Below are 21023 nucleotides of genomic sequence, written 5' to 3' on the forward strand. Positions count from 1 at the left end.
CGTGGAGATCTGCGCCGAATCAACCGCCACCGGCTGGACCTCTTCCGCGCATCGGTGGATGATGGGCCGGCGAAGGATATGGACGGGGTGTCCGATACCGCGCCGCAAGCTCTTGCGACAGAACAGGTTTCGGCCCGTGCCGATGGAAGAGAAGCGTCCCTGGTGGGGCGTCCGGACTTCAAATCCGGGAGGGGCCGCGAGCCGGTCCTTGGTGGGTTCGACTCCCACTCTCTTCCGCCATCCCCTGCCCCAGCCAAGACCCGCTGACCCCCGACAAGTCCTTGATCGGAAAGGCCGAAATGACCCGCGCCACAGATTTCCTGGCCGAGCTTGCCGCCCGCGCCGAAGAGGCCGGCGCCGCCGAAACCGCCTTCCGAAAGGAAGCGGAAGCCCGGGCCGCCGCCCTCGCCCACGCCCGCGCCGAGGCCCATCGCCGCGCCAATTTCCTGCGCCTTGTGGCCACCTCGGCCATCTCTGCGGAGAGCCCGCAAACCGCTGAAATCGCTGCGTTTTCACTTATCCGCAGCCGCTTCGGCTGGGATGAGGAGACACCCGCCCGCGCCGAGGTCCTCGCCCATTTCGCCCCTCTCGCGCGGGCCCTGTACGCGGCCGCCCGACCGGAGGAGGAGCGCCGGGAGGAGGAGGAGATCGATCCAGCCAAGGCATTGGCTGCCTTCGAGAATTGGTACGCCGAGACCCGCGAGAGCAGCTTCTGGGACCTGTTCGAGCACTATATGCCGGAGACTCCCCGTGTCGACTTCTAAGGGCCGCACCGGCCGGGGCAAGCGGGCGAACGCAAGCGACTTCGAGGACTGGCTACAGGACACCTTCGCCGCGAAGGGATCCTTTACCGCTCTGATTTTGCTGGTGAAAATATCGGAGCCGGACATCACTCCGCTCGCCTCGACCTTCCTGAACGTGCTCGGCGACGACGTCACCTGGCCCCAGATGGCCGGCCTGCTGGCCGGCTCCGGCCATCCCTGGGACGGCGCCGCCTTCGTGCCGGTCGACGGCCCCCTGCCCAACCCAGACGCCCGCAGCCAGTTGCGGGCCCTGGAGGCACGGGTGCGGGAGGACCGGCTGGTGCTGAATGAGGGGCAGCTGTTCGACCTGTGGGGCCGGCGGCTGAAGGTGGAGGAAGCGCCGCTCCATTGAGCTTAAGGCGCTGATCCAAAAGGATTTTTAGAGAAAAAGTCAGCGGATGGGAAAATCGAAATAGGTGTCCGGAAACGGCTCGCCGCGCAAGGTGAAGTGCCACCATTCCATATGGAAGGGATCGAACCCGTGCCGCCCCATGATGTCAGCGAGGAAATCGCGATTCGCCCTCTGTTCAGCGGTGACATCGGGTGATCCCGGCCATGATCTGGTGCTGAACAGGTCGAAGGGCGTTCCCATGTCCAGCGGCACGCCGTTGCGGTCCGCGAGCGTGAGATCGAGAGTGGATCCCCGCGAGTGCCCGGAGCGGGCGGCAATGTAGCCCAGCGAGAAAAGCTGAGTCTTTTCAAGCTCTGGATAATATTCCGCACGCGTCTTGAGGTCTGCGGCATCGGCCGCCCAGCGGGCAAAATGGGCCACCGCGCGTGCGGGCCGGTAGCAATCATAGATCAACAGGGAGAGCCCCTCGCGCTCCACTGCCCGTGCCACATCCCCCAGCGCCTCGCAGGCGGGGCGGGTGAGGAAGCAGCGCGGCGCCTCGTAGCCATCCACCCGCGTCCCGACGAAATTGTCGCTGCCATGGTAGCGCACGTCGAATCGGGCCTTGGAGAGAACCTCCCCCACATCCAGGAAATCAGCCGGCGGTGCATCCAAAACGAGTGCCGGTGCAAGGGGTTGGCTCTCCGCCGTCCGTTCGCTACCGCCACGCATGCCGAGCCTCCTGCCCCCGGTCCTCGCCGGGATCTGGCGAGCCTAGGGCACGAAGGCAGCCGCGCGCAATCAGCCCCAGCCGATCCAAAGGTCCGACTGGAAAGCGCGCAGATGGACCCCGCGCAGGGGATCATCAGGCCGCGGCTGCGGGTCCCGCAGCGGATGGGGATTGGGAAACGGCTCGCGCCGCGGCTCGTGGGAGGGATCGCCTTCGGGAAGCGGCGGGATACCGGGCGTATTGGGCTCCGGCGGCAGAGGCGGGTCTTCCAAGGGTGCGGGCGGCGGGATTGGCACTTCGGGCGGCCGGATCGGATCGGTGCCCGGCGAGGATGCGAAGGAGCGGAGATGGGCGACGGGGATCATGGCGGTCCCTCCAGTTTATTGGCGGGTTCCCAGGGCACGCGGCGCCCTCAAGGATCCCGGTCTCCACCAACGCAGGGGCACGCCATGGGTTCCCGCACGCAAGTTTTGGGGCCGCCCTCTTCTTGCGGACCGCCCATACCAGCGCCGAAAACACTTTCCCATTTGCAGGAGAATCGCTGCGGCGCGCCTGGCGCCAAAAAGAAAAGTGCCGGACCTCTTGCGAGGCCCGGCAAGTATCGCCGCAGAGCGGCGAACCTTCCAGAGGGGAACAGCTGCTGCACCGCACAAGGTGCAAGCAGCGCATCAACACAATGCCCTCACCTTAGGCATAATGCAATGCGAAATGACCGCATGTCAGGCATGAGCCCGACGCTTAGCTCTGTGCGGTGCAAAAGGCGCCGGCACGGCCAAGCTGACACAATTCAGTAATTCCAGCGCTGCGCCTTCGAAATCAGAAAGTCTCGGAAGACCTGAATGCGCGCTACCGAGCGCATTTCCTGCGCATAGGTGAAATATGCCTCCAATTTAGGCGTCTCGCGGTCCGTGAACAGCTGGACCAGCGATGAGGCATCGTCCGTGAGGTAATCCGGCAGCGTACCGATACCCACACCGCGCTCCACCGCCCGGCGCAGGCCCAACACCGAATTCACCTCAAAGGCGGGCACACGGGGCGCCCCACCGTCGCGCCCGGCATGCTCCAGCCAGTTCAGGCCCTGGAAATAGCTCGGGATCGGCCCGCCCAGGAGCAGGATGCGATGCTTGTCCAACTCGTCCACGCCCCGCGGATGACCATGGCGCTTGATATAATCGGCCGAGGCATAGGCATGGAAATGCACGGTGAAGAGCTTGCGCTGCACCAGGTCAGGCTGCACCGGCTGGCGCATGCGGATGGCCACGTCCGCCTCACGCATGGCCAGATCCAGCTCCTCGTCGGTGAGGATGAGCTGGATGCGGATGTCCGGATAAAGTTCCACGAACTCGCCCACCCGGGCCGTCAGCCAATGCGTGCCAAGGCCCACCGTCGTGGTGACCCGCAGCTCGCCATTGGGCTTTTCCCGGCTGTCGGTGAGCTGGGCCCGCGCCGATTCGAGCTTGAGGAAGACTTCATGCGCCGTGCGGTAGAGGAGCTCGCCCTGCTCGGTCAGGATCAGGCCCCGGGCGTGGCGATGGAACAAGGGAACCTTCAGTTCCTGCTCCAGAGCCGACACCTGCCGGCTGACCGCCGATTGGGAAAGCCCCAGCGTCTCACCCGCATGTGTGAAGGAGCCCGCCTCGGCCGCGACATGGAAAACCTTAAGCTTGTCCCAATCCATCCTGGCGTGCCCCCTGGCCCGGGACATCACGCCATCTTGCGGCGCCCGGATCTGTCTTTTCAGAAGCTGTGATCATTTCCGCGCCGCAGCTGAGCCACGGCGCGGCGAAACCTTATTCGGCGGCGGTCTGCACCTCGTGGGCGGCCAGGAAACGCTCGGCCTCAAGCGCCGCCATGCAGCCGCGCCCTGCCGCCGTCACCGCCTGGCGGAACACGTCGTCCGCCACGTCGCCGGCCGCGAACAGGCCGGGCACGGAGGTCGCCGTGGAATCGGGCGCGGTCCAGACATAGCCGTTGGGCTTGAGCTGAACCTGACCTTCCACAAGAGCGGTCGCCGGCGCATGGCCAATGGCCACGAACACCCCGTCCGTCGCCATCTCGCTGAGCGCTCCCGTGCGCACGTCGCGCAGCCGCACGCCGGTGACACGCGGCGGCTCGTCCTCGCCGAGGATCTCGTCCACCTCGGCGTTCCAGATCACCTGGACCTTGGGATGGGCGAACAGCCGATCCTGCAGGATCCGTTCCGACCGCAACTTGTCGCGCCGGTGCACCAGGGTCACGCGAGCGGCGAAATTGGTGAGGAACAGCGCTTCCTCGACGGCGGTATTGCCGCCGCCCACCACCACCACCTGCTTGCCGCGGTAGAAGAAACCATCGCAGGTGGCGCAGGCGGAAACGCCGCCGCCGCGCAGCTTGTCCTCGGAGGGCAGGCCCAGCCAGCGGGCTTGGGCGCCCGTGCACAGGATGACCGTCTCGGCCACATAGACCTGTCCGGAATCGGTGGTCAGGCGGAAGGGACGCTGGGTCAGGTCCAGGCCATTCACATGATCGGAGACAATGCGGGTGCCCACATGCTCGGCCTGGGCGCGCATCTGATCCATGAGCCAGGGCCCCTGGATCACATCCGCGAAACCGGGATAGTTTTCCACATCCGTCGTGATGGTGAGCTGGCCGCCGGGCTGTATGCCCTCGATCAGCACCGGCTGAAGCATCGCTCGCGCCGCATAGATGGCAGCCGTATAGCCGGCCGGTCCCGAGCCGATGATGACGACCTTTACATGTTGGGCAGGCATGAAAACCTCGAAACGACAAGCATCGCGCCGGGGCGAAACCCGTGCGTCGGAATGTCCGACGCCACCGCGCCTGGCCGGCTGCGAGCCATGCATCAATGTAGGGACTGATACGCACCATCACAAGGCGAGAGGTTCACGCAAGGGCGGATGGGCGATCACGAAATATTATTTCGTTGCACTGCCGCAACCCTGCACTAAGGTGCCGACGCTTTCCGCGGGAGGACCACCTTGACCATTCATCTCGATGCCGTGGACTGGAAGATCCTGTCCGAGCTCCAGCTGGACGGCCGGATGACGAATGTGGAGCTGTCGCGGCGGGTGGGCATCTCGGCGCCACCTTGCCTGCGACGGGTGCGGGCTTTGGAAGAGGACGGCATCATCCAGGGGTATCGGGCGCTGCTGGATGAAAAGCGCCTCGGCTATGACCTCATGTCCTTCGCCATGGTCCATCTCATCAGCCAGGCGGAAGCGGATCTGACGGCGTTTCGGGCCCGCATCGACAGCTGGCCGCTGGTTCGCGGCGCCTGGATGCTGTCGGGAGACGTGGATTTCCTGATGCTGTGCGTGGCACCCGACCTGCGCACCTTCCAGAATTTCGTGCTGGAAATCACAGCCGCACCGAACGTCCGCAACGTAAAGACCGCGCTATCCCTCGGGCAGACGAAGAATGCGCCCATCGTCCCCTTGGTGCCCGAAACGGCCAAGGCGGCCCCCGCGCGCTGAGAGACGGCGCCCGCGCGGGGAAAGGCGGCCCCCCATATGGGGAAAGCTGACGATCGAGCCGGCCGGCGGGCTGCCCCGCCGGCGGCTGAACACGGGATCAGGTCAGGCCCAGCGGACCGAGACGATCTCGAACGACCGTGGACCCTTGGGAGTCACCACCTCAACGCTGGCGCCCTTGCTCTTGCCGATGAGCGCGCGGGCCACCGGAGAGGAAATGGAGATCCGCCCGGCCTTTGCATCGGCTTCGCTGTCGCCGACGATCTGCCAGACCTTCTCTTCCTCGGTGTCCTCATCCACCAGTGTCACGGTGGCGCCGAACTTCACCGTGTCTCCGGAGAGCTTGCTGACGTCGATGACCTCGGCGCGGGAAAGCTTGTCCTCCAGCTCGGCGATGCGGCCCTCGTTCAGGGATTGCTGCTCCTTCGCCGCATGGTATTCCGCATTCTCGGACAGGTCGCCGTGCGCCCGCGCCTCGGAGATGGCGTTGATGATGCGCGGACGCTCCACCTGCTGGCGATGCCGCAATTCGTTTTCCAGGGCGACGTAGCCGTCCCCCGTCATGGGAATCTTCTCCATGGGTCCTGCTCGAGACCTCCTCGCACCGCCGCCCCGCGCGGGGCGGCGTTGAATGGTGGTGGCGCGGGCTCACCGAGCCATCATCGCCAACCGACATTTCAAACGGGACAAAGCGGCCCCGCACCTCCCGCCATTCTCGCCGCCTCGGATGCAAGCCCCGGCAGAGCCGGGCAAGCCTGTGAGGGCGACGCTGGGCGGGCGGCACGACACCGCTGGATCGTCCCATGCCAACAGCTGCGTGCCGCAGCCCAACCGCGCCGGCCGACAAAGGGAAGACACTGTCCTCCCACATGTAGCCGGCAACCTTCATAAAGACATGACAGACCGGAGCCCTCGCCGCTCAGATTTTGCCGATCTGAGCGGTTCGAACTCCGGTGTGGGGGCGCATGTTCCCGCGCCCGGACCCTGATATCAGCCCGCCCGGCTTACGCCCGGCGCCTGGGTGCCATCGAAATAGCTCTGCAGAGCGCGGACCTTCAGGTCGCCGCCCACATAGGCCTTGATGCCCTGCGTCGCCGCGATGGCACCTGACAGCGTGGTGTAATACGGCACTTTGTGCAAGAGGGCCGCGCGCCGGAGGGAGCGGCTGTCGGACAAGGCCTGCGCCCCCTCCGTGGTGTTGAACACCAATTGCACGTCGCCATTCTTGATGGCGTCGACGATATGCGGCCGGCCTTCAAGCACCTTGTTGATCTTGCCGGCCTCGATGCCGTTCTCGGCCAGGAAACGCTGGGTGCCGGAGGTGGCGATCACCTTGAAGCCGAGCTCGATCAAGACGCGGATCGAGGGCAGGATGCGCGCCTTGTCGCTCTCCTTCACGGAGACGAACACGGTGCCGGACTTGGGCACCTTGGTCCCGCCGCCCAGCTGGCTCTTGGCGAAGGCAACGCCATAATCGGTGTCGAGACCCATCACTTCGCCGGTGGAGCGCATCTCCGGGCCGAGCACGGTGTCCACGCCCGGGAAGCGGGCAAAGGGGAACACCGCTTCCTTCACCGCGATATGGCTGACGCTGGCGCGCTCCAGATTGAAGGCGGACAGCGGCTCGCCGGCCATGACACGGGCCGCGATCTTGGCGATGGGCGTGCCGATCACCTTGGCGACGAAGGGAACGGTGCGCGAGGCCCGCGGATTGACTTCGAGCACGTAGATCTCGTCGTCCTTCAGCGCGTACTGCACGTTCATGAGGCCGACCACGCCGAGCGCCAGCGCCAGCGCGCGGGTTTCCTCGCCCAGGCGGTCGATGGTGTCGCGGGAGAGCGAGTGCGGGGGCAGCGAGCAGGCGCTGTCGCCCGAATGGATGCCCGCCTCCTCGATATGCTCCATGATGCCGGCGATGAAGACGTCCGTGCCGTCGCACAGGGCGTCCACATCCACCTCAATGGCGTCCGACAGATAGCGGTCGAACAGGAGCGGGTTTTCACCCAGCACCGCGTCGATCTGGCCGGTCTTGTCGTTGGGGAACCGCGCGCGGATCTCGTGGGGGACGAGGCCCGGCAGGGTGTCCATGAGATAGTCGCCGAGCTGGTGCTCCTCGCGCAGAATCTGCATGGCCCGGCCGCCCAGCACATAGGACGGACGCACCACCAGCGGGAAGCCGAGCGCGGCAGAGGCATCGCGCGCCTGCTGCACCGAATAGGCGATGCCGTTGGCCGGCTGGCGCAGCTTCAGCTCCTCCAGGAGCGTCTTGAAGCGGTCGCGGTCCTCGGCGAGGTCGATGGCGTCCGGCGAGGTCCCGAGGATCGGGACGTTGGCCGCCTCAAGGGCGCGCGCCAGCTTCAGCGGCGTCTGGCCGCCGAACTGCACGATGACGCCATGCAGCGTGCCGGCCGTGCGTTCGCGGTCGATCAGCTCCAGCACGTCCTCGGCGGTCAGCGGCTCGAAATAAAGCCGATCCGACGTGTCATAGTCGGTGGAGACCGTCTCCGGGTTGCAGTTGACCATGATGGCCTCGTAGCCCGCATCCTTGAGGGCGAAGGCCGCATGGCAGCAGCAATAGTCGAACTCGATGCCCTGGCCGATCCGGTTCGGCCCGCCACCCAGGATCACCACCTTCTTGGCGTTGGACGGCTGGGATTCGTCCGCCATCGCACCACCGAAGGGCGCCTCGTAGGTGGAGTACATATAGGCGGTCGGAGAGGCGAACTCGGCCGCGCAGGTGTCGATACGCTTATAGACCGGGCGCACGTTCAGCGCGTGGCGATGGGCCCGCACTTCGGCCTGGGTGATCCCGGCGAGCGAGGCGAGACGGGCATCCGAGAAGCCCTGGCTCTTCAGGCCGCGCAGCAGGCCGGCCGTCTTGGGCAGGCCGAACTTGCGGACCTTGTCCTCGGCATCCACGATGCCGCGGATCTGGGCCAGGAACCAGGGATCGATCTTGCAGGCCGCGTGGATCTGCTCGTCGCTCATGCCGTGGCGCATGGCCTGCGCCACATAGAGCAGGCGGTCCGGCGTCGGCGTGCCGAGCGCGGCGCGGATGGCGTTCTTGTCGTCGCCGGCGCCGAGGCCACCGATCTCGATTTCGTCGAGGCCGGTGAGGCCAGTCTCCAGCGAACGCAGCGCCTTCTGGAGGCTTTCCTGGAAGGTGCGGCCGATGGCCATGGCCTCGCCCACGGACTTCATGGACGTGGTCAGGGTCGGCTCGGCGCCCGGGAACTTCTCGAAGGCGAATCGCGGGATCTTGGTGACCACATAGTCGATGGTCGGCTCGAACGAGGCCGGGGTCGCGCCACCGGTGATGTCGTTCTCGATCTCGTCCAGCGTATAGCCAACGGCGAGGCGCGCGGCGACCTTGGCGATGGGGAAGCCCGTCGCCTTGGAGGCAAGCGCCGAGGACCGCGACACGCGCGGATTCATCTCGATCACGATCATCCGCCCGTCCTCGGGGTTGATCGCGAACTGCACGTTGGAGCCGCCGGTCTCCACGCCGATCTCGCGCAGCACCGCAAGCGATGCGTCGCGCATGATCTGGTATTCCTTGTCGGTGAGCGTCAGCGCCGGAGCGACCGTGATCGAATCGCCGGTATGAACGCCCATCGGATCGAGATTCTCGATGGAGCAGATGATGATGCAGTTGTCCGCCTTGTCGCGGACCACCTCCATCTCATACTCCTTCCAGCCGAGGACACTCTCCTCGATCAGGACCTCGTTGGTGGGGGAGGCATCGATGCCCCGCTCCACGATCTCGATGAACTCGGCCTTGTTGTAGGCAATGCCGCCGCCCGTGCCGCCCATGGTGAAGGAGGGGCGGATGATGGCCGGCAAGCCAACCTCGTCGAGCGCTTCCAGCGCCTGGGCGAGGTTCTTGATCTGGCGGGACTTTGGCGTCAGGAGGCCGATCTTGGTCATGGCCTCGCGGAACAGCTCGCGATCCTCGGCCTTGTCGATGGCCTCGGCGGTGGCGCCGATCATTTCCACGTCGAAGCGATCGAGCACACCGTCCTTCTTGAGCGACAGGGCGCAGTTCAGCGCCGTCTGGCCGCCCATGGTCGGCAGAAGGGCAAAGCCCTTGGAGCGGTCGCCCCGCTCCTTCTCGATGATCTTGGCGACGATCTCGGAGGTGATGGGCTCGATATAGGTCGCATCCGCCATGTCCGGATCGGTCATGATGGTGGCCGGATTCGAGTTCACCAGGACCACCCGGTAACCCTCCTCCTTCAGCGCCTTGCACGCCTGGGTTCCGGAATAATCGAACTCACAGGCCTGCCCGATCACGATGGGGCCGGCGCCGATGATGAGGATGGTTTCGAGGTCAGTGCGTTTCGGCATGTCTCGCTGGCGCTCGACGGGCGCAAAAAAAGGGCCGCGGGTCACGCGCCCCTGTGGATTGATTTTCCGTCGTTCGACGGTAGAGGTGGCGTCGCGGCGTTGAATTCTCTTCGCCCGGCGCGCTATCTGGCTTCCTTAGACCATAATTCAACGCGACGGAAGACCATCGGTCCCGTTGTGCGGAGCCTCCGGCCTCATGTCCCTGTTGAAGCGCCTCCTTTCGGAGAACCGCCACCTCATCACCCAGTTCGCCATCTTCGTGGCCGTGGGCGCCACCGCCTTCGTGGCCCATTTTTTGGTGCTGGGGGGCCTGGTGGAGTGGGAGATACTGGGTCCGGTGGCCGCGTCCATGGTGGGATTCGTGGTGGGAACCCTCGTCACCTACACGCTGAACAGCACCTTCACCTTCCAGTCGAGCCGCTCCCATGCGGGCGCCCTGCCCCGCTATTTCGCGGTGGCCGGAGTCGCCTTTGTGCTGAACGGCGTGCTGATGGATCTCTTCACCCATCGGCTCGGCATCTTCTATCTGCTGGCCCAAGGGCTCACGAGCGGCCTTGTCCTGTGCTGGACCTTCTCCGGGTACCGGCTGTGGGCCTTCGCCGACAAGAGCGCGCGCGGAACCTAGCGCTTTGCGCCTTCACGCTGCGCGGGTGGCGGTGAAGGCCATGCGCTCCTGATTGTGCCCCACATTCGGCCGCACCCGCCGCGCGGCAAAGCCGGCCTTGGCCAGGATGTCCAGCATCTGCGCCTCGCCATATTGGGACAGGCCGAGATCGGCGCGCAGCTTGCGATAGGGCGAGAAAACGGTGCGCACGAGGCCGAGCATCGCCGAGCCGAGAAACCCTTCCGCCGCGCCGAAGCGCAGCAAAGCCAGCGCATCGCGCACGGCGCTCACATGGGGCGGAATGACATCGGCAATCAGCAAGGTGCCGTCCTTGGACAACAGGCGGCGCCATGTGGCCAGCAGGCCGTCGCGGACCTCCGGCGACAGGTATTGCAGCAGGGAATTGGCCACGATGAGGTCGAAGCTGCCATCGGGCAAGGCGGCGACCTCCTCCGGTGACATGATCTGGATGCGTGCGCTCTGGGCAAACCGGGCCTTCAAGCCCTGGCGCACACCTGGCGCGGCATCGCTTAAGGTGAGACTGCCACAGGCCTGCGCCAGCTCAGCCGCCCCTAGCGCTTCGCCACAGCCATAATCGAGGACGCGTGCGGTCGGGCTTGGAACGAAGCGGGCAATGTCGGCGGCGATGCGGGCATAATGCACCTGCTTGTGCCGCTCGCTCGTATAGATGGCGTGGCTGCCGTCCCAGAAAGAGATCCAGTCCATTGCGCTCCTCGTCCGGCCCCCGCGCCCGGTTCCTTGCGCTGTGATGCGACGGAATGGAACGGCCTGTCCAGCACGGAGGGCGAAGGACTCGTCTCGCGCTCTGGGATTGGCAGTCTGACGGCGGTCGGGGCCGCCCTTGACCACGCCCGCTGGAGAGGGCCGCCGCGCCGCGCGGCAAGGTGGACCAAAGAAAAGAGCCGGATGGGTTTTTCCCTCCGGCTCTTCCGATCGCTTGTCCCCCGCGCCCGAAGTGTGCGCGGCCAAGCTTCAGCGCGCCGCGAAGGCGATGCCTTCCTTCACCTGCACGATGGCCTGGTCAATGAGGCCGATGGCGGCCTCGCGATGGCCACCCTTGTTGGGGGTCGCCCGCTCCAGGCTGGCCCGGGCGCCACGGAGCTGCTCGAGGGCTGCTTCCATGTCGCCCTGATAGGCGACCGCAGAAGTGACCACCGCGCCGCCGGCGAGAGCGACACCAAGGCCGAGAGCGAAACCAAGTACTGCGCCACGCGAAAGAAACTGTGCCATGTCTTTCCTCCAAAGAGGGCGCACTTCACGGGTTCAATTGTGGCGACTTCGCGGCGAATTTGGACCTTACAGGAATTTAACCCGCCACAATCACCATTTGTAATTGATCCAGAACTGGCCAACAGTGGGGTTCAAGGCTCGAATGGCAGGATCCGTCGATGAAAAGACCCTGGGACCGGACGCCTTTGCCTGTGCGGAGTCCGAAGCCGTTGCCGGAATCGCGAACTGGATGCCCACGCGGCACGGACCGGGAATGCTGGCAAGACGCCCGCCCTGCCAATCGGTGACCACGCCCCCATTGTCGCCGCCGAAGCCAACCAGGCGGAACGGGCGGCCATTGGCCTTCTGCACATCCGCAATCGAGGTGCCGATGCTGACGCCCGCAACGCTCCAGGCGGTCTCATCCGTGAAGGCGAGGCGGGTGGGCGTCGTGTAGCCGATGGCGTCCGCCCAGGCGATGTCGACGCGCAGCTTGGGATCGCCCGCCAGCAGAACCGATCCCGGGCCCATGCCGCCGCCCGGCTGCTGGACGTCGGCGCGGCTCATCGCCTGGGCGCCGAAATCGGCAATGAGATTGACTTCCGTGGTCATGGGCGACCAGGGGCCGGAGCATTGAAAGACCCGGGGCCCCGCGGTGGGAGCGGGAACGCTCACCACGGCCTCGTAGGCGCCCCAGGGGTCGGTCTCCGTCACGGTTGCCGTGCCCCAATTTGGACCCGGCGTGGACGTGCAACCTGCCAGTAGCCCGGCGAGGCACGCCGCCAAAGCCGAGTGCTTCCCTGCCCTGCCAACCTGCCAAGCGTGAATGGACATGCCTTATCTCCCTCCGGCTCCGCACGAGTCTTAGCCGAAGAGAACAAGGCGAGCCAGACACTTGACCTCATGTACCGATGAAGTGCGGTTCAGATCTCATCAAACCACGCGTCGATCTCATCGGGGCTCATTCCGGCAAATCGGGCGAGCGGACCGGCAAATTGCGCCCAGGCCGCGGCAACGGCCGGGGAAACAGAGGTAAGGATGGGCAGGTCCGCCAGAACCGCCGCATGAAAGGCGTCCGTCAGGCCGCGCCCCTCGGCCTCCTGCCGCCCGAATTTGCTGAGGATGACCAACGTCCTCCCCTCGCTCCCATCAAGGGCAGCGATGGAGGCTTGCACGGCAGCGCATGCCCCGGCGAGGCCCTGGGGATCAAGGCTGCATCCGGCTGCACCCGGTCCGAGCTTCTGGTTCAGCGGGTAGCGGGCATTGCTCGCCAGATCCAAGAGATGCACATCGTCTGGATCAATGGGGTTCGGCAGGGTCTCCACAGCCCCCAGCACAAGAAGCCCGCGGGCGCGAAAACGCTGCGCCGCGTCGTCCAGGGTTTGGCGCACGCCCACGCGGTCCGCTCCCTGAAGGGCAAGAATCCGCGCTTGGCTTGTCATGGCCGGCCCCTCCATCACCCCGTCGCCGAGGTGTTCCGCCGTCACATCTATACCAGCGATGGCTGAGCCTGACATCGGCACAAGGGCGAGGCATGGATGCAGGGCGCCTGGGAGCCCGCCCGAGCCTCTATTGCCCCGCAGGCTGCTGCGCCTCGGCCGTTGCCGCGCCAGTCCCCTTGTCGGTCCACTCGGGAGGCAAGCCCACGGCACTGCTGAACAGCCCCCCAACGCCCTGTTCGCGTCCGAACGCCTCGCAGGCTGCATATTTCGGGGTGCCACCCGCCCAGGCCTGAACGCGCTCCGCGGAGGGGGGGCCCGACAGTTTCTGGAACGGGCTCTCGCCTGTCACCACCAGTTGGCTGAAATCATTTCCGAAGGTTGCGGCGAGCTCGTATGCGTCGCCCACCTGGGAGATGCGTGCCGAGCCGGACAGGGCATTGGCGCCCTGGCCCCACACCATCGCGGCCTCCTGAGTTCCGCGGGATGTCAGCGCCTCCGCCTCGATGGAGAGGCTGCCGAGCCCGATCGGCAAGCGGGGCGTCGGGACCGTTACGCCCGGCAGCAGCACCGACTTGGCCACCGAAGCCGCCTTGGTCGCAGCCACGGCGGTGGGGTCGGTCGCAGCCATGTTTGTGATGACCGCATGAACCGTGAGGTCCGCCGGCTCGGAGCCCGACACCACCTTCAGGCGCTCGCTCAGGCCGGCGCAAAGCGAGCGATCCACCGCATTGGCCACGAGCTTGCGCTGTTCGGTCGAGATGCCTTCGGACTTTACCGCCGGCGAGAAGGCGGTCGGCACGAGGCGGACGGTCTTGGCCGCAAGGACGCCTTCCTTGTCCACGCGCAGCTTGGACTTGGCGAGGAGTCCATCGGCCTGGGCCAGACCGGAATAAGAGGAGAGCGTCCCGGCCTCATCCAATGGCGCCGTGGCACATCCTGCGAGAAACAAAGGGGCAAGCGCGAAGCGCAGGGCTCCGCGAAACGTCAGGGGCGCCGGCATGAAACCGTCCTATGCGTGAAAATCAGCCAGAACGCGCGCAAGCCGACCCCAAGCGCGAGCAATGCCATAGCTGTCAAGGATTGCGGCGGAAGTACGGCCCAATCTCGCACGCGTCGGAGGTAGGAGAAGGCTGCCGCGATGCGCTTTTGGCCATCCCCAGATCCCTTCGCGCGCGCCAATCCCGCGCGACGCGGTCCGGGCTGGGAAGAGGAGGAGCGGCCTGTCCCAAGGATTCGGAGGCTATCCAGCCCGCAGGCGCCCCTCCCGCCAGCCGGCCGGAGGAACACCCCCATCCCGTTCGGGCGCAGCCGCGCTCACTGACCGCCAGCAGGCGGCCGTCAGTTTTTCCGCCGGCCACCCTTGCGGTAGCCCTTCGTTCCGGGATCCGGCCGCGGGCCGGGCCGGAAGTCCAAGGCGGAAAGGGGCTCGGCCCGGTCAGTGCCAGGACCCATATCGTCCAGGGAAGGCTTGGCCACCCGGGAAGAAGGCTTGGGGGCGGAAGGCTTGGGGGCGTAAAGCGGCATCTCGCCCATCTCGCGCGGCCCGCCAGCGGGCGTGTAACGGGCTTGGCCATCCTCCGCACCAGGGTTGGCGGATGCGCCGGCCTTGCCGCGGCCCTTGCCCGCCGCCCTGCCGGACGCCTTGGGCGGCTCATTGGCGGCGTTGCCATATTTGCGGGCGCCGCGATAGCCGCCGGTGCGGTCGTCCACCGCCTCCTGGCGGGCCATGGGATCGTCGGCCACCGCAAGCTCGGTGGCCTGGAGGCGCTTGATCTCGTCGCGCAGGCGCGCCGCCTGCTCGAAATCGAGATCGGCCGCCGCCGCCCGCATGCGCTTTTCCAGGTCCGCCATCACCGCCTTGAGGTTGTGGCCGAAGGCGGCGCCTTCCTCGGCAAAGCCCGCATCCACCTGGACGTGATCGCGCTCATAGACCGAGTTGAGGATGTCGCCGATGGCCTTCTTCACGCTCTCGGGCGTGATGCCATGCTCCTCATTATAGGCGACCTGCTTCTCGCGACGGCGCTGGGTCTCGGCCATCGCGCGCTGCATGGAGCCGGTCTCGTGGTCGGCATAGAGGATGACCCGGCCATCCACATTGCGCGCCGCGCGGCCGATAGTCTGGATGAGGGAGGTCTCCGAGCGCAGGAAGCCTTCCTTGTCCGCATCGAGGATCGCAACCAGCCCGCATTCGGGAATATCGAGGCCCTCGCGCAGCAGGTTGATGCCGATCAGCACGTCGAAGGCCCCGAGCCTGAGGTCGCGGATGATCTCGATGCGCTCGATGGTGTCGATGTCCGAATGCATGTAGCGCACGCGGATGCCGTTCTCGTGGAGATATTCGGTCAGGTCCTCGGCCATGCGCTTGGTAAGCACGGTGACGAGGGTGCGATAGCCCTTCGCCGCCACCGCGCGCACCTCGCCCAGGAGGTCGTCCACCTGGGTGCGGGCGGGGCGTATATCCACGGGCGGATCGATGAGGCCAGTGGGCCGGATCACCTGTTCCACAAACACGCCGCCGGTCTGGTCCATCTCCCAGCCACCGGGGGTCGCGGACACATGGACGGTCTGGGGCCGCATGGCTTCCCATTCCTCGAACCGCAGCGGCCGGTTGTCCATGCACGAAGGCAGGCGGAAGCCATATTCGGCCAGCGTCGCCTTGCGGCGAAAGTCGCCGCGATACATGGCGCCGATCTGCGGCACGGTCACATGGCTCTCGTCGATGAAGACAAGGGCATTGTCGGGCACATATTCGAACAAGGTGGGCGGCGGCTCGCCCGGCTTGCGACCGGTGAGCCAGCGCGAATAATTCTCGATGCCCGCGCAGGCGCCGGTGGCCTCCATCATCTCCAGGTCGTAGCGGGTGCGCTGCTCCAGGCGCTGGGCCTCCAGCAGGCGGCCCATGCGATTGAGCTCGTCGAGCCGCATCCGCAACTCGTTCTTGATGCCGGAAATGGCCTGGATCAAGGTCGGACGCGGCGTCACATAGTGGGACGAGGCGTAGACCTTGATGGACTTCATGTCTCCGCTCTTATGGCCGGTGAGCGGGTCGAACTCAGCGATGCTCTCCACCTCGTCGCCGAACAGCGAGACGCGCCAAGCGCGGTCCTCATAGTGGGCGGGGAAAATCTCGATATTGTCGCCTCGCACCCGGAAGGTGCCGCGCGCGAAATCGGACTGGATGCGCTTGTATTGCAGGGCGACCAGGTCGGCGATCAGCTGGCGCTGGTCGATGCGCTCCCCCACCTCCAGCTTGAAGGTCATGGAGGAGTAGGTCTCCACCGAGCCGATACCATAGATGCAGGAGACCGAGGCGACGATGATGACATCGTCGCGCTCCAGCAAGGCGCGAGTCGCCGCATGGCGCATGCGGTCGATCTGCTCGTTAATGGAGGATTCCTTCTCGATATAGGTATCGGTTCGGGGGACGTAGGCTTCCGGCTGGTAGTAGTCGTAATAGGAAACGAAATACTCCACGGCATTGTCGGGAAAGAAGCTCTTGAACTCGCCATAGAGCTGCGCCGCCAGCGTTTTGTTGGGCGCAAGCACGATGGCAGGCCGCTGCAAGGTCTCGATCACCTTGGCCATGGTGAAAGTCTTGCCCGAGCCGGTGACACCCAGGAGCACCTGGTCGCGATCCCCGTTCCGCACGCCCTCCGAAAGCTCGGCGATGGCGTGAGGCTGGTCGCCGGAGGGGGTGAAATCCGACTTCATGACGAAGCGGACGCCGCCCTCGCTCTTTTCCGGTCGCGGCGGGCGGTGGGGCACCCAGGTCTGGCCGTTCACTTCCGGCCGGCCCTTCTCGATGAGCTGGCTCAGCGCCGCGACAGTGGCGGAGGCCCCCGCCGACTCGAAGTCGCCTGAGAGGTCGCCGGGCGCCAGCCCCAGTGAGGCGGCAAGCGCGGGATCGAGGGTCTGGACGGGCGCGGGCTCGAAATGGCGTTGTGAACGCTCGCCGAGCTTGCCGGGACGGGATGCTTTGGCCATGGCGCCAATATGGGGGCGAAACGGGAACGATGGAAGGGGCCGGTGGAGAGGAGTCCCCTCACGACACGGCCTTGCGCCTCCCGGGGTCTGCGTGAGGCCCCTATTTATCCATGACCATCTCAGCCCGGTTGATTTCCTGGATGACGCGGATCAGCAGTTTTTCCGTCTCCGCCCAGTTCTGGAAGCCGCAGGCGATCTTTGTCACGTCAACCACAGACAAGACGACGCAGGAGAAGACATAGACCATCATCTTTTCGGAGGCGCTCGCACCCCCTCCGATGCGACTGTGGAACCAGCGCAGCTTCTTGCCACCGGCAGTGTGCTTGTTCTTGTCGCTATCTGTTACGAACCCGGTCAATGTACTGTAGACGCTTAGATATCCCAATTCCTCAAGGACTCGGATGACGTCGATTGGGATGTTGGTCGCCGTGTTGACCGTGGACGCCTTGAGGCCCTTTTCCTTGCCCGCAGCCTTCCGCGATACGTTGTCATTCACGATGATGGCACACACCATGAAGAGTTGCACCGCCTTGCTCAGGTCCTTCGGCGTGGAAGCGCCATTCCGGAAAGGTGCGGTGAGATCATCGACGATGGCGCTCTTCAGTATGCGCACATAGGCCTTGGAATTGTCCTCGATGGTCTTCCACTGCGTTATGGGCCCGCCCATGTTCACCTGGTTGGCACCGCGCTGCAAGTTTTTGAAAGCAATGGCGTTTTCGTTGCCCTTGCGCTCCAGATCCTTCAGTGCGCTCGTATCTTTTTCCCGGGGCTGGTAGGCTTGGCTGTTCTTCCAGTTCCGCTCCACGAAATAGGCCACGATCAGAACGGCGACGGCACGGGTGTGGTTGCTCCGTGCGGAAGGCTCATCGTTCGGCGCAACGTAGAAGTCCGGATGGTCTGTCGCAAACCTGGGCGTTGCCCTTGACGCATAATGGTAGGCCTTCAGGTCTGCCTTGAACGACCTGACGATATTGACCTTGAGGATGTCTTCCAGGAGAGCGCGCAACGACTTTTGCACCTCGACCATCTTGCTGGCGAAGCCTTCCAGCGTATCGTAATTGGTCTGGATGTGGGATTTCAGCGCCTCGCCCTTGTCCGCGAACTTGCTGGAATCAATGAACTTGTCGGTCGTGGAGATGCAAAGCTGGTTGCGCGTCTGCGGGTTGATGGATGCCGCGTTCGCGAAAGTCATCACATTTTCGACGCCCTTCTTGGACAGAAGCGCCTCAGTATTGCCCGCTGCAGCATCCGCAATGCGCTCATTGGTCCAGCGCAGCTTGGTGCGCATGATCAGATACCAGGCCAGCCCGATGCCGTGGGTCTTGGGCTGGGCGATGAGGACCTTGGCCTTCTTTTGCGCGGCAGCGCGCTCCTTCTCGCGCTTTTTGTCCTGAGCCTGGACGGCCGTGTTGGCCTTCATCATGTCCTTGGTGACGTCCTTTGCGACACCTTGCAGGGCCTTGGTCTGGGCGTCCGGATTGATGCCCGCATGGGCCGGGTCGGTGCCAATGATGTTCGTCAGTTGCTGAGCCGGCACGCCGAACGTGTTCGCAAGAGTACCGGTGCTGGTCATGTAGACGATTGCCGCGGACGAGCCCATGGCGACCGCGCCACCCACCCCGCCCATGACGTATCCGGCGGCGATGGGGCCGACCAGAGGCACCTGCGACGCGCTGATGGCCAAGCCCACGTCCAGGAGCTCGATCACCGGCCCGGCCTCCGCGGTATAGGCCGTCGTGAGCCGCGCCTTCATGCTGTCAGAGGCGCCGGTGACCGCGCTTGAAAACTTCAAGCTGTCGAACGCCGCAAGAACGCTCGAGGGCGCCACGCTCAGTGCACTCTGGGACAATTCGGTGGCTACCGCCGAGACACAGCTTGAGAAGTGCATGGCGAAGGGTGTCTGGGCGTTGGCCGAATCGCGAGCAAACGCAAGCAGCGCCACCGCCCGCTCGGCAACCGCCTCGGTCGAGATCTTCGAGCTGAACGCACCATAGGTGTTCTGCAATTCGGCGACCGGATCGAGCGGCACTCCCCGGCCGAAAAGCTTGTCGATGTCGGTCTTGCCGAGGAGTTTCCCGATCAGTTCGTTGACGTTCGCCATGAGACCACCTTCAGGATCGCAGAGACCAGCCGATACTGGGAAAAAGGCGTGACGGCCTTGGGCGAGACGGATCGCTACTCTCTACGCATCAGGGAGATCCTGATTGGCAGCGCAGCGACGCTCACGTCACTTTGGCGGACCGGCCCAGATCGAGACGCAAGGCAGAAGTAACATACTCGCTCTTATTAAATTTTTTAAACAGATCACCTCGAATCTAATCTTCATTAATACAATAAATACTCATTTCACCTCACTGCATAACTGAATATAGATCGCTAAATTGACGGCCGTGCGACATGGGACGGCGTTCATGTGCGCGCGTCGCGAAGGGGAGCGCACAGTGCTGCAAGTCAGCTGAGATCCGGCAGGGCCTCGGACACGCCCCGCCGCGCTCGACCCGGAAAGGCCAAGCCCGCCCGCGGCATGCGGGGCGAGAAGGGATGGGCGTCGCGGGACACGACATATGGACCGCGAGAGGCCCGCCCGCAAAGCGCGCCGAAAAAGGGACGGCTTAGCCGTCCGTGCCCCGCAGGCGCGCGATGGCGCGATCGCGTCCCATCAAGGGCAGCAGGGCAGCCAGTTCCGGCCCTTTCGCCTGGCCCGTCAGTGCCATGCGCAGGGGGGCGAAGAGAGCCTGTCCGGCGCGGCCGGATGCCGTCTTCAACGCCCCAACCCAGGCGCGATAGGTGCCGGCATCCCACGGTTCCTCTGGCAGAAGCGCGGCGGCGGTCTCAAGGAAGGCCGCATCCTGCGGGTCCCACTGCGGGTCCCGTGCCCATGAGGCCGGAACCGACACCACGCGCCACCAGTCCAGCGCCTCGGCAAGGCGGGCGACATTGCCCCGCACCGCCAGCCAGAACGCGGCCCCGCCATCGACGCCGAGGTCGGCGAGCCGCCGGGCGACGGCTTCATAGGGCATCTGGTGCAAGGTGCGCGCCGACAAGGCCGCCAGTTCGGCGGGATCAAAGCGCGCGGGGGCCCGGGAGATGTGCGCCAGATCCACCTTGGCCGCCAGGGCGTCCAGGCTATCCACCGGCACCACGGCCTCGGACGTGCCCACCAGCACAGCGATCGCCGCCACGGCCAGGGCCTCGTACCCCTCCTCCCGCAGGGACTGGATGGAGAGATGGCCGAGCCGCTTGGACAATCCCTCGCCTGAGGGCAAGGTCAGCAGGTTGTGATGGGCAAAGCGCGGCGCCGTTCCGCCGAGGGCCTCGAAGAGCTGGATCTGCACGCCCGTATTGGTGACGTGATCCTCGCCCCGGATGATGTCGGTCACGCCGAACTCAAGGTCATCCACCACCGAGGTGAGCGTATAGAGAAAGGTGCCGTCGGCGCGCACGAGCACGGGATCGGACAGGCTGGTCATGTCCACATGCTGCGGTCCGCGCACGCCGTCGGTCCAGACGGCCGGCGCGGCATCGAGCTTGAACCGCCAATAGGGCTTGCGCCCTTCCGCCTCCAGGCGGGCGCGATCCGCGTCCGTGAGCTTGAGCGCGGCACGGTCATAGACCGGCGGCAGTCCACGGGAGCGCTGAAGGCCGCGGCGGAGGGTCAGTTCCTCTTCACTTTCATAGGCCGGGTAGAGCCGGCCCGCCGCCCTCAGGGCGGCCACGGCCGCCTCATAACGATCCAGGCGCGCCGACTGGTACTCTACCCGATCCGGGACGATTCCGAACCACGCCAGATCACGGGCGATGGCCTGGGCAAATTCAGGCGTGGAGCGGGCGACGTCGGTGTCATCATACCGCAACAGGAACGTGCCGCCCGCGCGCCGCGCGAGCAGCGCATTGAGGAGGGCGGTGCGCATGTTGCCCACATGAAGCAGGCCCGTGGGCGAAGGAGCGAAGCGCAGAACGAGCTTGGAGGCGAGCTTGGACATGGACCACGGCATAAACCGCACCGCAGCGCGAGGGAAGCCGCATTCGTGCCGATGGCGGCATGCCAGTCGGTCCATCCGCGAAAGGGGCCGCAGCGCTCC

Annotated in this window: 18 protein-coding genes and 1 tRNA gene; 5 read left to right on the forward strand and 14 right to left on the reverse strand. The window is 65.4% G+C overall.

The genetic code is table 11. The features are described 5' to 3' along the window. The first annotated feature begins 144 nt into the window (after positions 1-144). The 3 genes from PV781_RS03900 to PV781_RS03910 all read left to right on the forward strand — a co-directional run bounded on the left by PV781_RS03900 (position 145) and on the right by PV781_RS03910 (position 1155). Positions 145-240, forward strand: a tRNA-Sec gene (locus PV781_RS03900). Between the two features lie 59 nt (positions 241-299). Next, positions 300-764, forward strand: a complete 465-nt coding sequence (locus PV781_RS03905; protein ID WP_274774319.1) for a hypothetical protein — start codon at positions 300-302, stop codon at positions 762-764. Continuing rightward, on the forward strand, positions 751-1155 hold the full coding sequence (locus PV781_RS03910; RefSeq protein WP_274774320.1) for a hypothetical protein: 405 nt from the start codon (positions 751-753) through the stop codon (positions 1153-1155). The genes PV781_RS03905 and PV781_RS03910 overlap by 14 nt, the downstream gene beginning before the upstream one ends. A gap of 39 nt (positions 1156-1194) precedes the next feature. On the opposite strand, the gene PV781_RS03915 is transcribed toward PV781_RS03910, so the two are convergent. The 4 genes from PV781_RS03915 to trxB form a co-directional block, all read right to left on the reverse strand. Next, on the reverse strand, positions 1195-1866 hold the full coding sequence (locus tag PV781_RS03915) for a M15 family metallopeptidase (protein WP_274774321.1): 672 nt from the start codon (positions 1864-1866) through the stop codon (positions 1195-1197). A gap of 69 nt (positions 1867-1935) precedes the next feature. Continuing rightward, positions 1936-2229 (reverse strand): hypothetical protein, encoded by a 294-nt coding sequence (locus PV781_RS03920; protein WP_274774322.1) that lies wholly within the window; start codon positions 2227-2229, stop codon positions 1936-1938. Between the two features lie 422 nt (positions 2230-2651). Then, entirely contained in the window at positions 2652-3542 is an 891-nt protein-coding gene (locus tag PV781_RS03925; RefSeq protein ID WP_209104617.1) for a LysR family transcriptional regulator, read from the reverse strand. 112 nt (positions 3543-3654) lie between these two features. Further along, positions 3655-4614, reverse strand: a complete 960-nt coding sequence (gene trxB, locus PV781_RS03930) for a thioredoxin-disulfide reductase (protein ID WP_274774323.1) — start codon at positions 4612-4614, stop codon at positions 3655-3657. Positions 4615-4842: 228 nt separating this feature from the next. Here trxB and PV781_RS03935 point away from each other — a divergent pair, with 228 nt between their 5' ends. Beyond that, positions 4843-5337: an Lrp/AsnC family transcriptional regulator gene (locus PV781_RS03935; protein WP_274774324.1), complete on the forward strand. Its 495-nt coding sequence runs from the start codon at positions 4843-4845 to the stop codon at positions 5335-5337. Positions 5338-5439: 102 nt separating this feature from the next. Here PV781_RS03935 and greA read toward each other — a convergent pair whose 3' ends face one another. Both greA and carB read right to left on the reverse strand, forming a co-directional pair. Next, on the reverse strand, positions 5440-5913 hold the full coding sequence (gene greA / locus PV781_RS03940; protein ID WP_274774325.1) for a transcription elongation factor GreA: 474 nt from the start codon (positions 5911-5913) through the stop codon (positions 5440-5442). A gap of 411 nt (positions 5914-6324) precedes the next feature. Beyond that, positions 6325-9681 (reverse strand): carbamoyl-phosphate synthase large subunit, encoded by a 3357-nt coding sequence (gene carB, locus PV781_RS03945; protein WP_274774326.1) that lies wholly within the window; start codon positions 9679-9681, stop codon positions 6325-6327. 196 nt (positions 9682-9877) lie between these two features. On the opposite strand from carB, the gene PV781_RS03950 reads away from it, so the two are divergent. Next, on the forward strand, positions 9878-10306 hold the full coding sequence (locus PV781_RS03950) for a GtrA family protein (protein WP_274774327.1): 429 nt from the start codon (positions 9878-9880) through the stop codon (positions 10304-10306). 12 nt (positions 10307-10318) lie between these two features. Here the strand turns inward: PV781_RS03950 and PV781_RS03955 are convergent, their stop codons facing one another. The 8 genes from PV781_RS03955 to PV781_RS03990 all read right to left on the reverse strand — a co-directional run bounded on the left by PV781_RS03955 (position 10319) and on the right by PV781_RS03990 (position 20936). Continuing rightward, positions 10319-11011: a class I SAM-dependent methyltransferase gene (locus PV781_RS03955; protein WP_274774328.1), complete on the reverse strand. Its 693-nt coding sequence runs from the start codon at positions 11009-11011 to the stop codon at positions 10319-10321. 267 nt (positions 11012-11278) lie between these two features. Continuing rightward, positions 11279-11536, reverse strand: a complete 258-nt coding sequence (locus PV781_RS03960) for a hypothetical protein (RefSeq protein WP_274774329.1) — start codon at positions 11534-11536, stop codon at positions 11279-11281. A gap of 90 nt (positions 11537-11626) precedes the next feature. Beyond that, on the reverse strand, positions 11627-12229 hold the full coding sequence (locus PV781_RS03965; RefSeq protein WP_274774330.1) for a hypothetical protein: 603 nt from the start codon (positions 12227-12229) through the stop codon (positions 11627-11629). 209 nt (positions 12230-12438) lie between these two features. Continuing rightward, entirely contained in the window at positions 12439-12957 is a 519-nt protein-coding gene (locus PV781_RS03970) for a DUF2478 domain-containing protein (RefSeq protein WP_274774331.1), read from the reverse strand. A gap of 127 nt (positions 12958-13084) precedes the next feature. Then, positions 13085-13957: a DUF3313 domain-containing protein gene (locus PV781_RS03975; protein WP_274774332.1), complete on the reverse strand. Its 873-nt coding sequence runs from the start codon at positions 13955-13957 to the stop codon at positions 13085-13087. Positions 13958-14295: 338 nt separating this feature from the next. Further along, positions 14296-16941, reverse strand: coding sequence for an excinuclease ABC subunit UvrB (gene uvrB, locus PV781_RS03980; RefSeq protein ID WP_274774333.1), 2646 nt, complete (start codon positions 16939-16941; stop codon positions 14296-14298). 100 nt (positions 16942-17041) lie between these two features. Further along, the gene (locus PV781_RS03985) at positions 17042-19042 is read right to left on the reverse strand and encodes a hypothetical protein (protein WP_274774334.1); all 2001 of its coding nucleotides are present in this window, start codon (positions 19040-19042) and stop codon (positions 17042-17044) included. 511 nt (positions 19043-19553) lie between these two features. Beyond that, complete coding sequence (locus PV781_RS03990) at positions 19554-20936, reverse strand: glutamate--tRNA ligase (RefSeq protein ID WP_274774335.1); 1383 nt, start codon at positions 20934-20936, stop codon at positions 19554-19556. Positions 20937-21023: the final 87 nt, after the last annotated feature.

The organism is Aquabacter sediminis, assembly GCF_028863665.1.
Lineage (GTDB): Bacteria > Pseudomonadota > Alphaproteobacteria > Rhizobiales > Xanthobacteraceae > L1I39.

Bases quoted from the DNA above. Each gene is read 5' to 3' on its own strand.
- PV781_RS03905 (WP_274774319.1), top strand. From the start codon at position 300: ATGACCCGCGCCACAGATTTCCTGGCCGAGCTTGCCGCCCGCGCCGAA.
- PV781_RS03915 (WP_274774321.1), bottom strand. From the start codon at position 1,866: ATGCGTGGCGGTAGCGAACGGACGGCGGAGAGCCAACCCCTTGCACCG.
- PV781_RS03920 (WP_274774322.1), bottom strand. From the start codon at position 2,229: ATGATCCCCGTCGCCCATCTCCGCTCCTTCGCATCCTCGCCGGGCACC.
- PV781_RS03925 (WP_209104617.1), bottom strand. From the start codon at position 3,542: ATGGATTGGGACAAGCTTAAGGTTTTCCATGTCGCGGCCGAGGCGGGC.
- trxB (WP_274774323.1), bottom strand. From the start codon at position 4,614: ATGCCTGCCCAACATGTAAAGGTCGTCATCATCGGCTCGGGACCGGCC.
- greA (WP_274774325.1), bottom strand. From the start codon at position 5,913: ATGGAGAAGATTCCCATGACGGGGGACGGCTACGTCGCCCTGGAAAAC.
- carB (WP_274774326.1), bottom strand. From the start codon at position 9,681: ATGCCGAAACGCACTGACCTCGAAACCATCCTCATCATCGGCGCCGGC.
- PV781_RS03950 (WP_274774327.1), top strand. From the start codon at position 9,878: ATGTCCCTGTTGAAGCGCCTCCTTTCGGAGAACCGCCACCTCATCACC.
- PV781_RS03955 (WP_274774328.1), bottom strand. From the start codon at position 11,011: ATGGACTGGATCTCTTTCTGGGACGGCAGCCACGCCATCTATACGAGC.
- PV781_RS03960 (WP_274774329.1), bottom strand. From the start codon at position 11,536: ATGGCACAGTTTCTTTCGCGTGGCGCAGTACTTGGTTTCGCTCTCGGC.
- PV781_RS03970 (WP_274774331.1), bottom strand. From the start codon at position 12,957: ATGACAAGCCAAGCGCGGATTCTTGCCCTTCAGGGAGCGGACCGCGTG.
- PV781_RS03975 (WP_274774332.1), bottom strand. From the start codon at position 13,957: ATGCCGGCGCCCCTGACGTTTCGCGGAGCCCTGCGCTTCGCGCTTGCC.
- uvrB (WP_274774333.1), bottom strand. From the start codon at position 16,941: ATGGCCAAAGCATCCCGTCCCGGCAAGCTCGGCGAGCGTTCACAACGC.
- PV781_RS03985 (WP_274774334.1), bottom strand. From the start codon at position 19,042: ATGGCGAACGTCAACGAACTGATCGGGAAACTCCTCGGCAAGACCGAC.
- PV781_RS03990 (WP_274774335.1), bottom strand. From the start codon at position 20,936: ATGCCGTGGTCCATGTCCAAGCTCGCCTCCAAGCTCGTTCTGCGCTTC.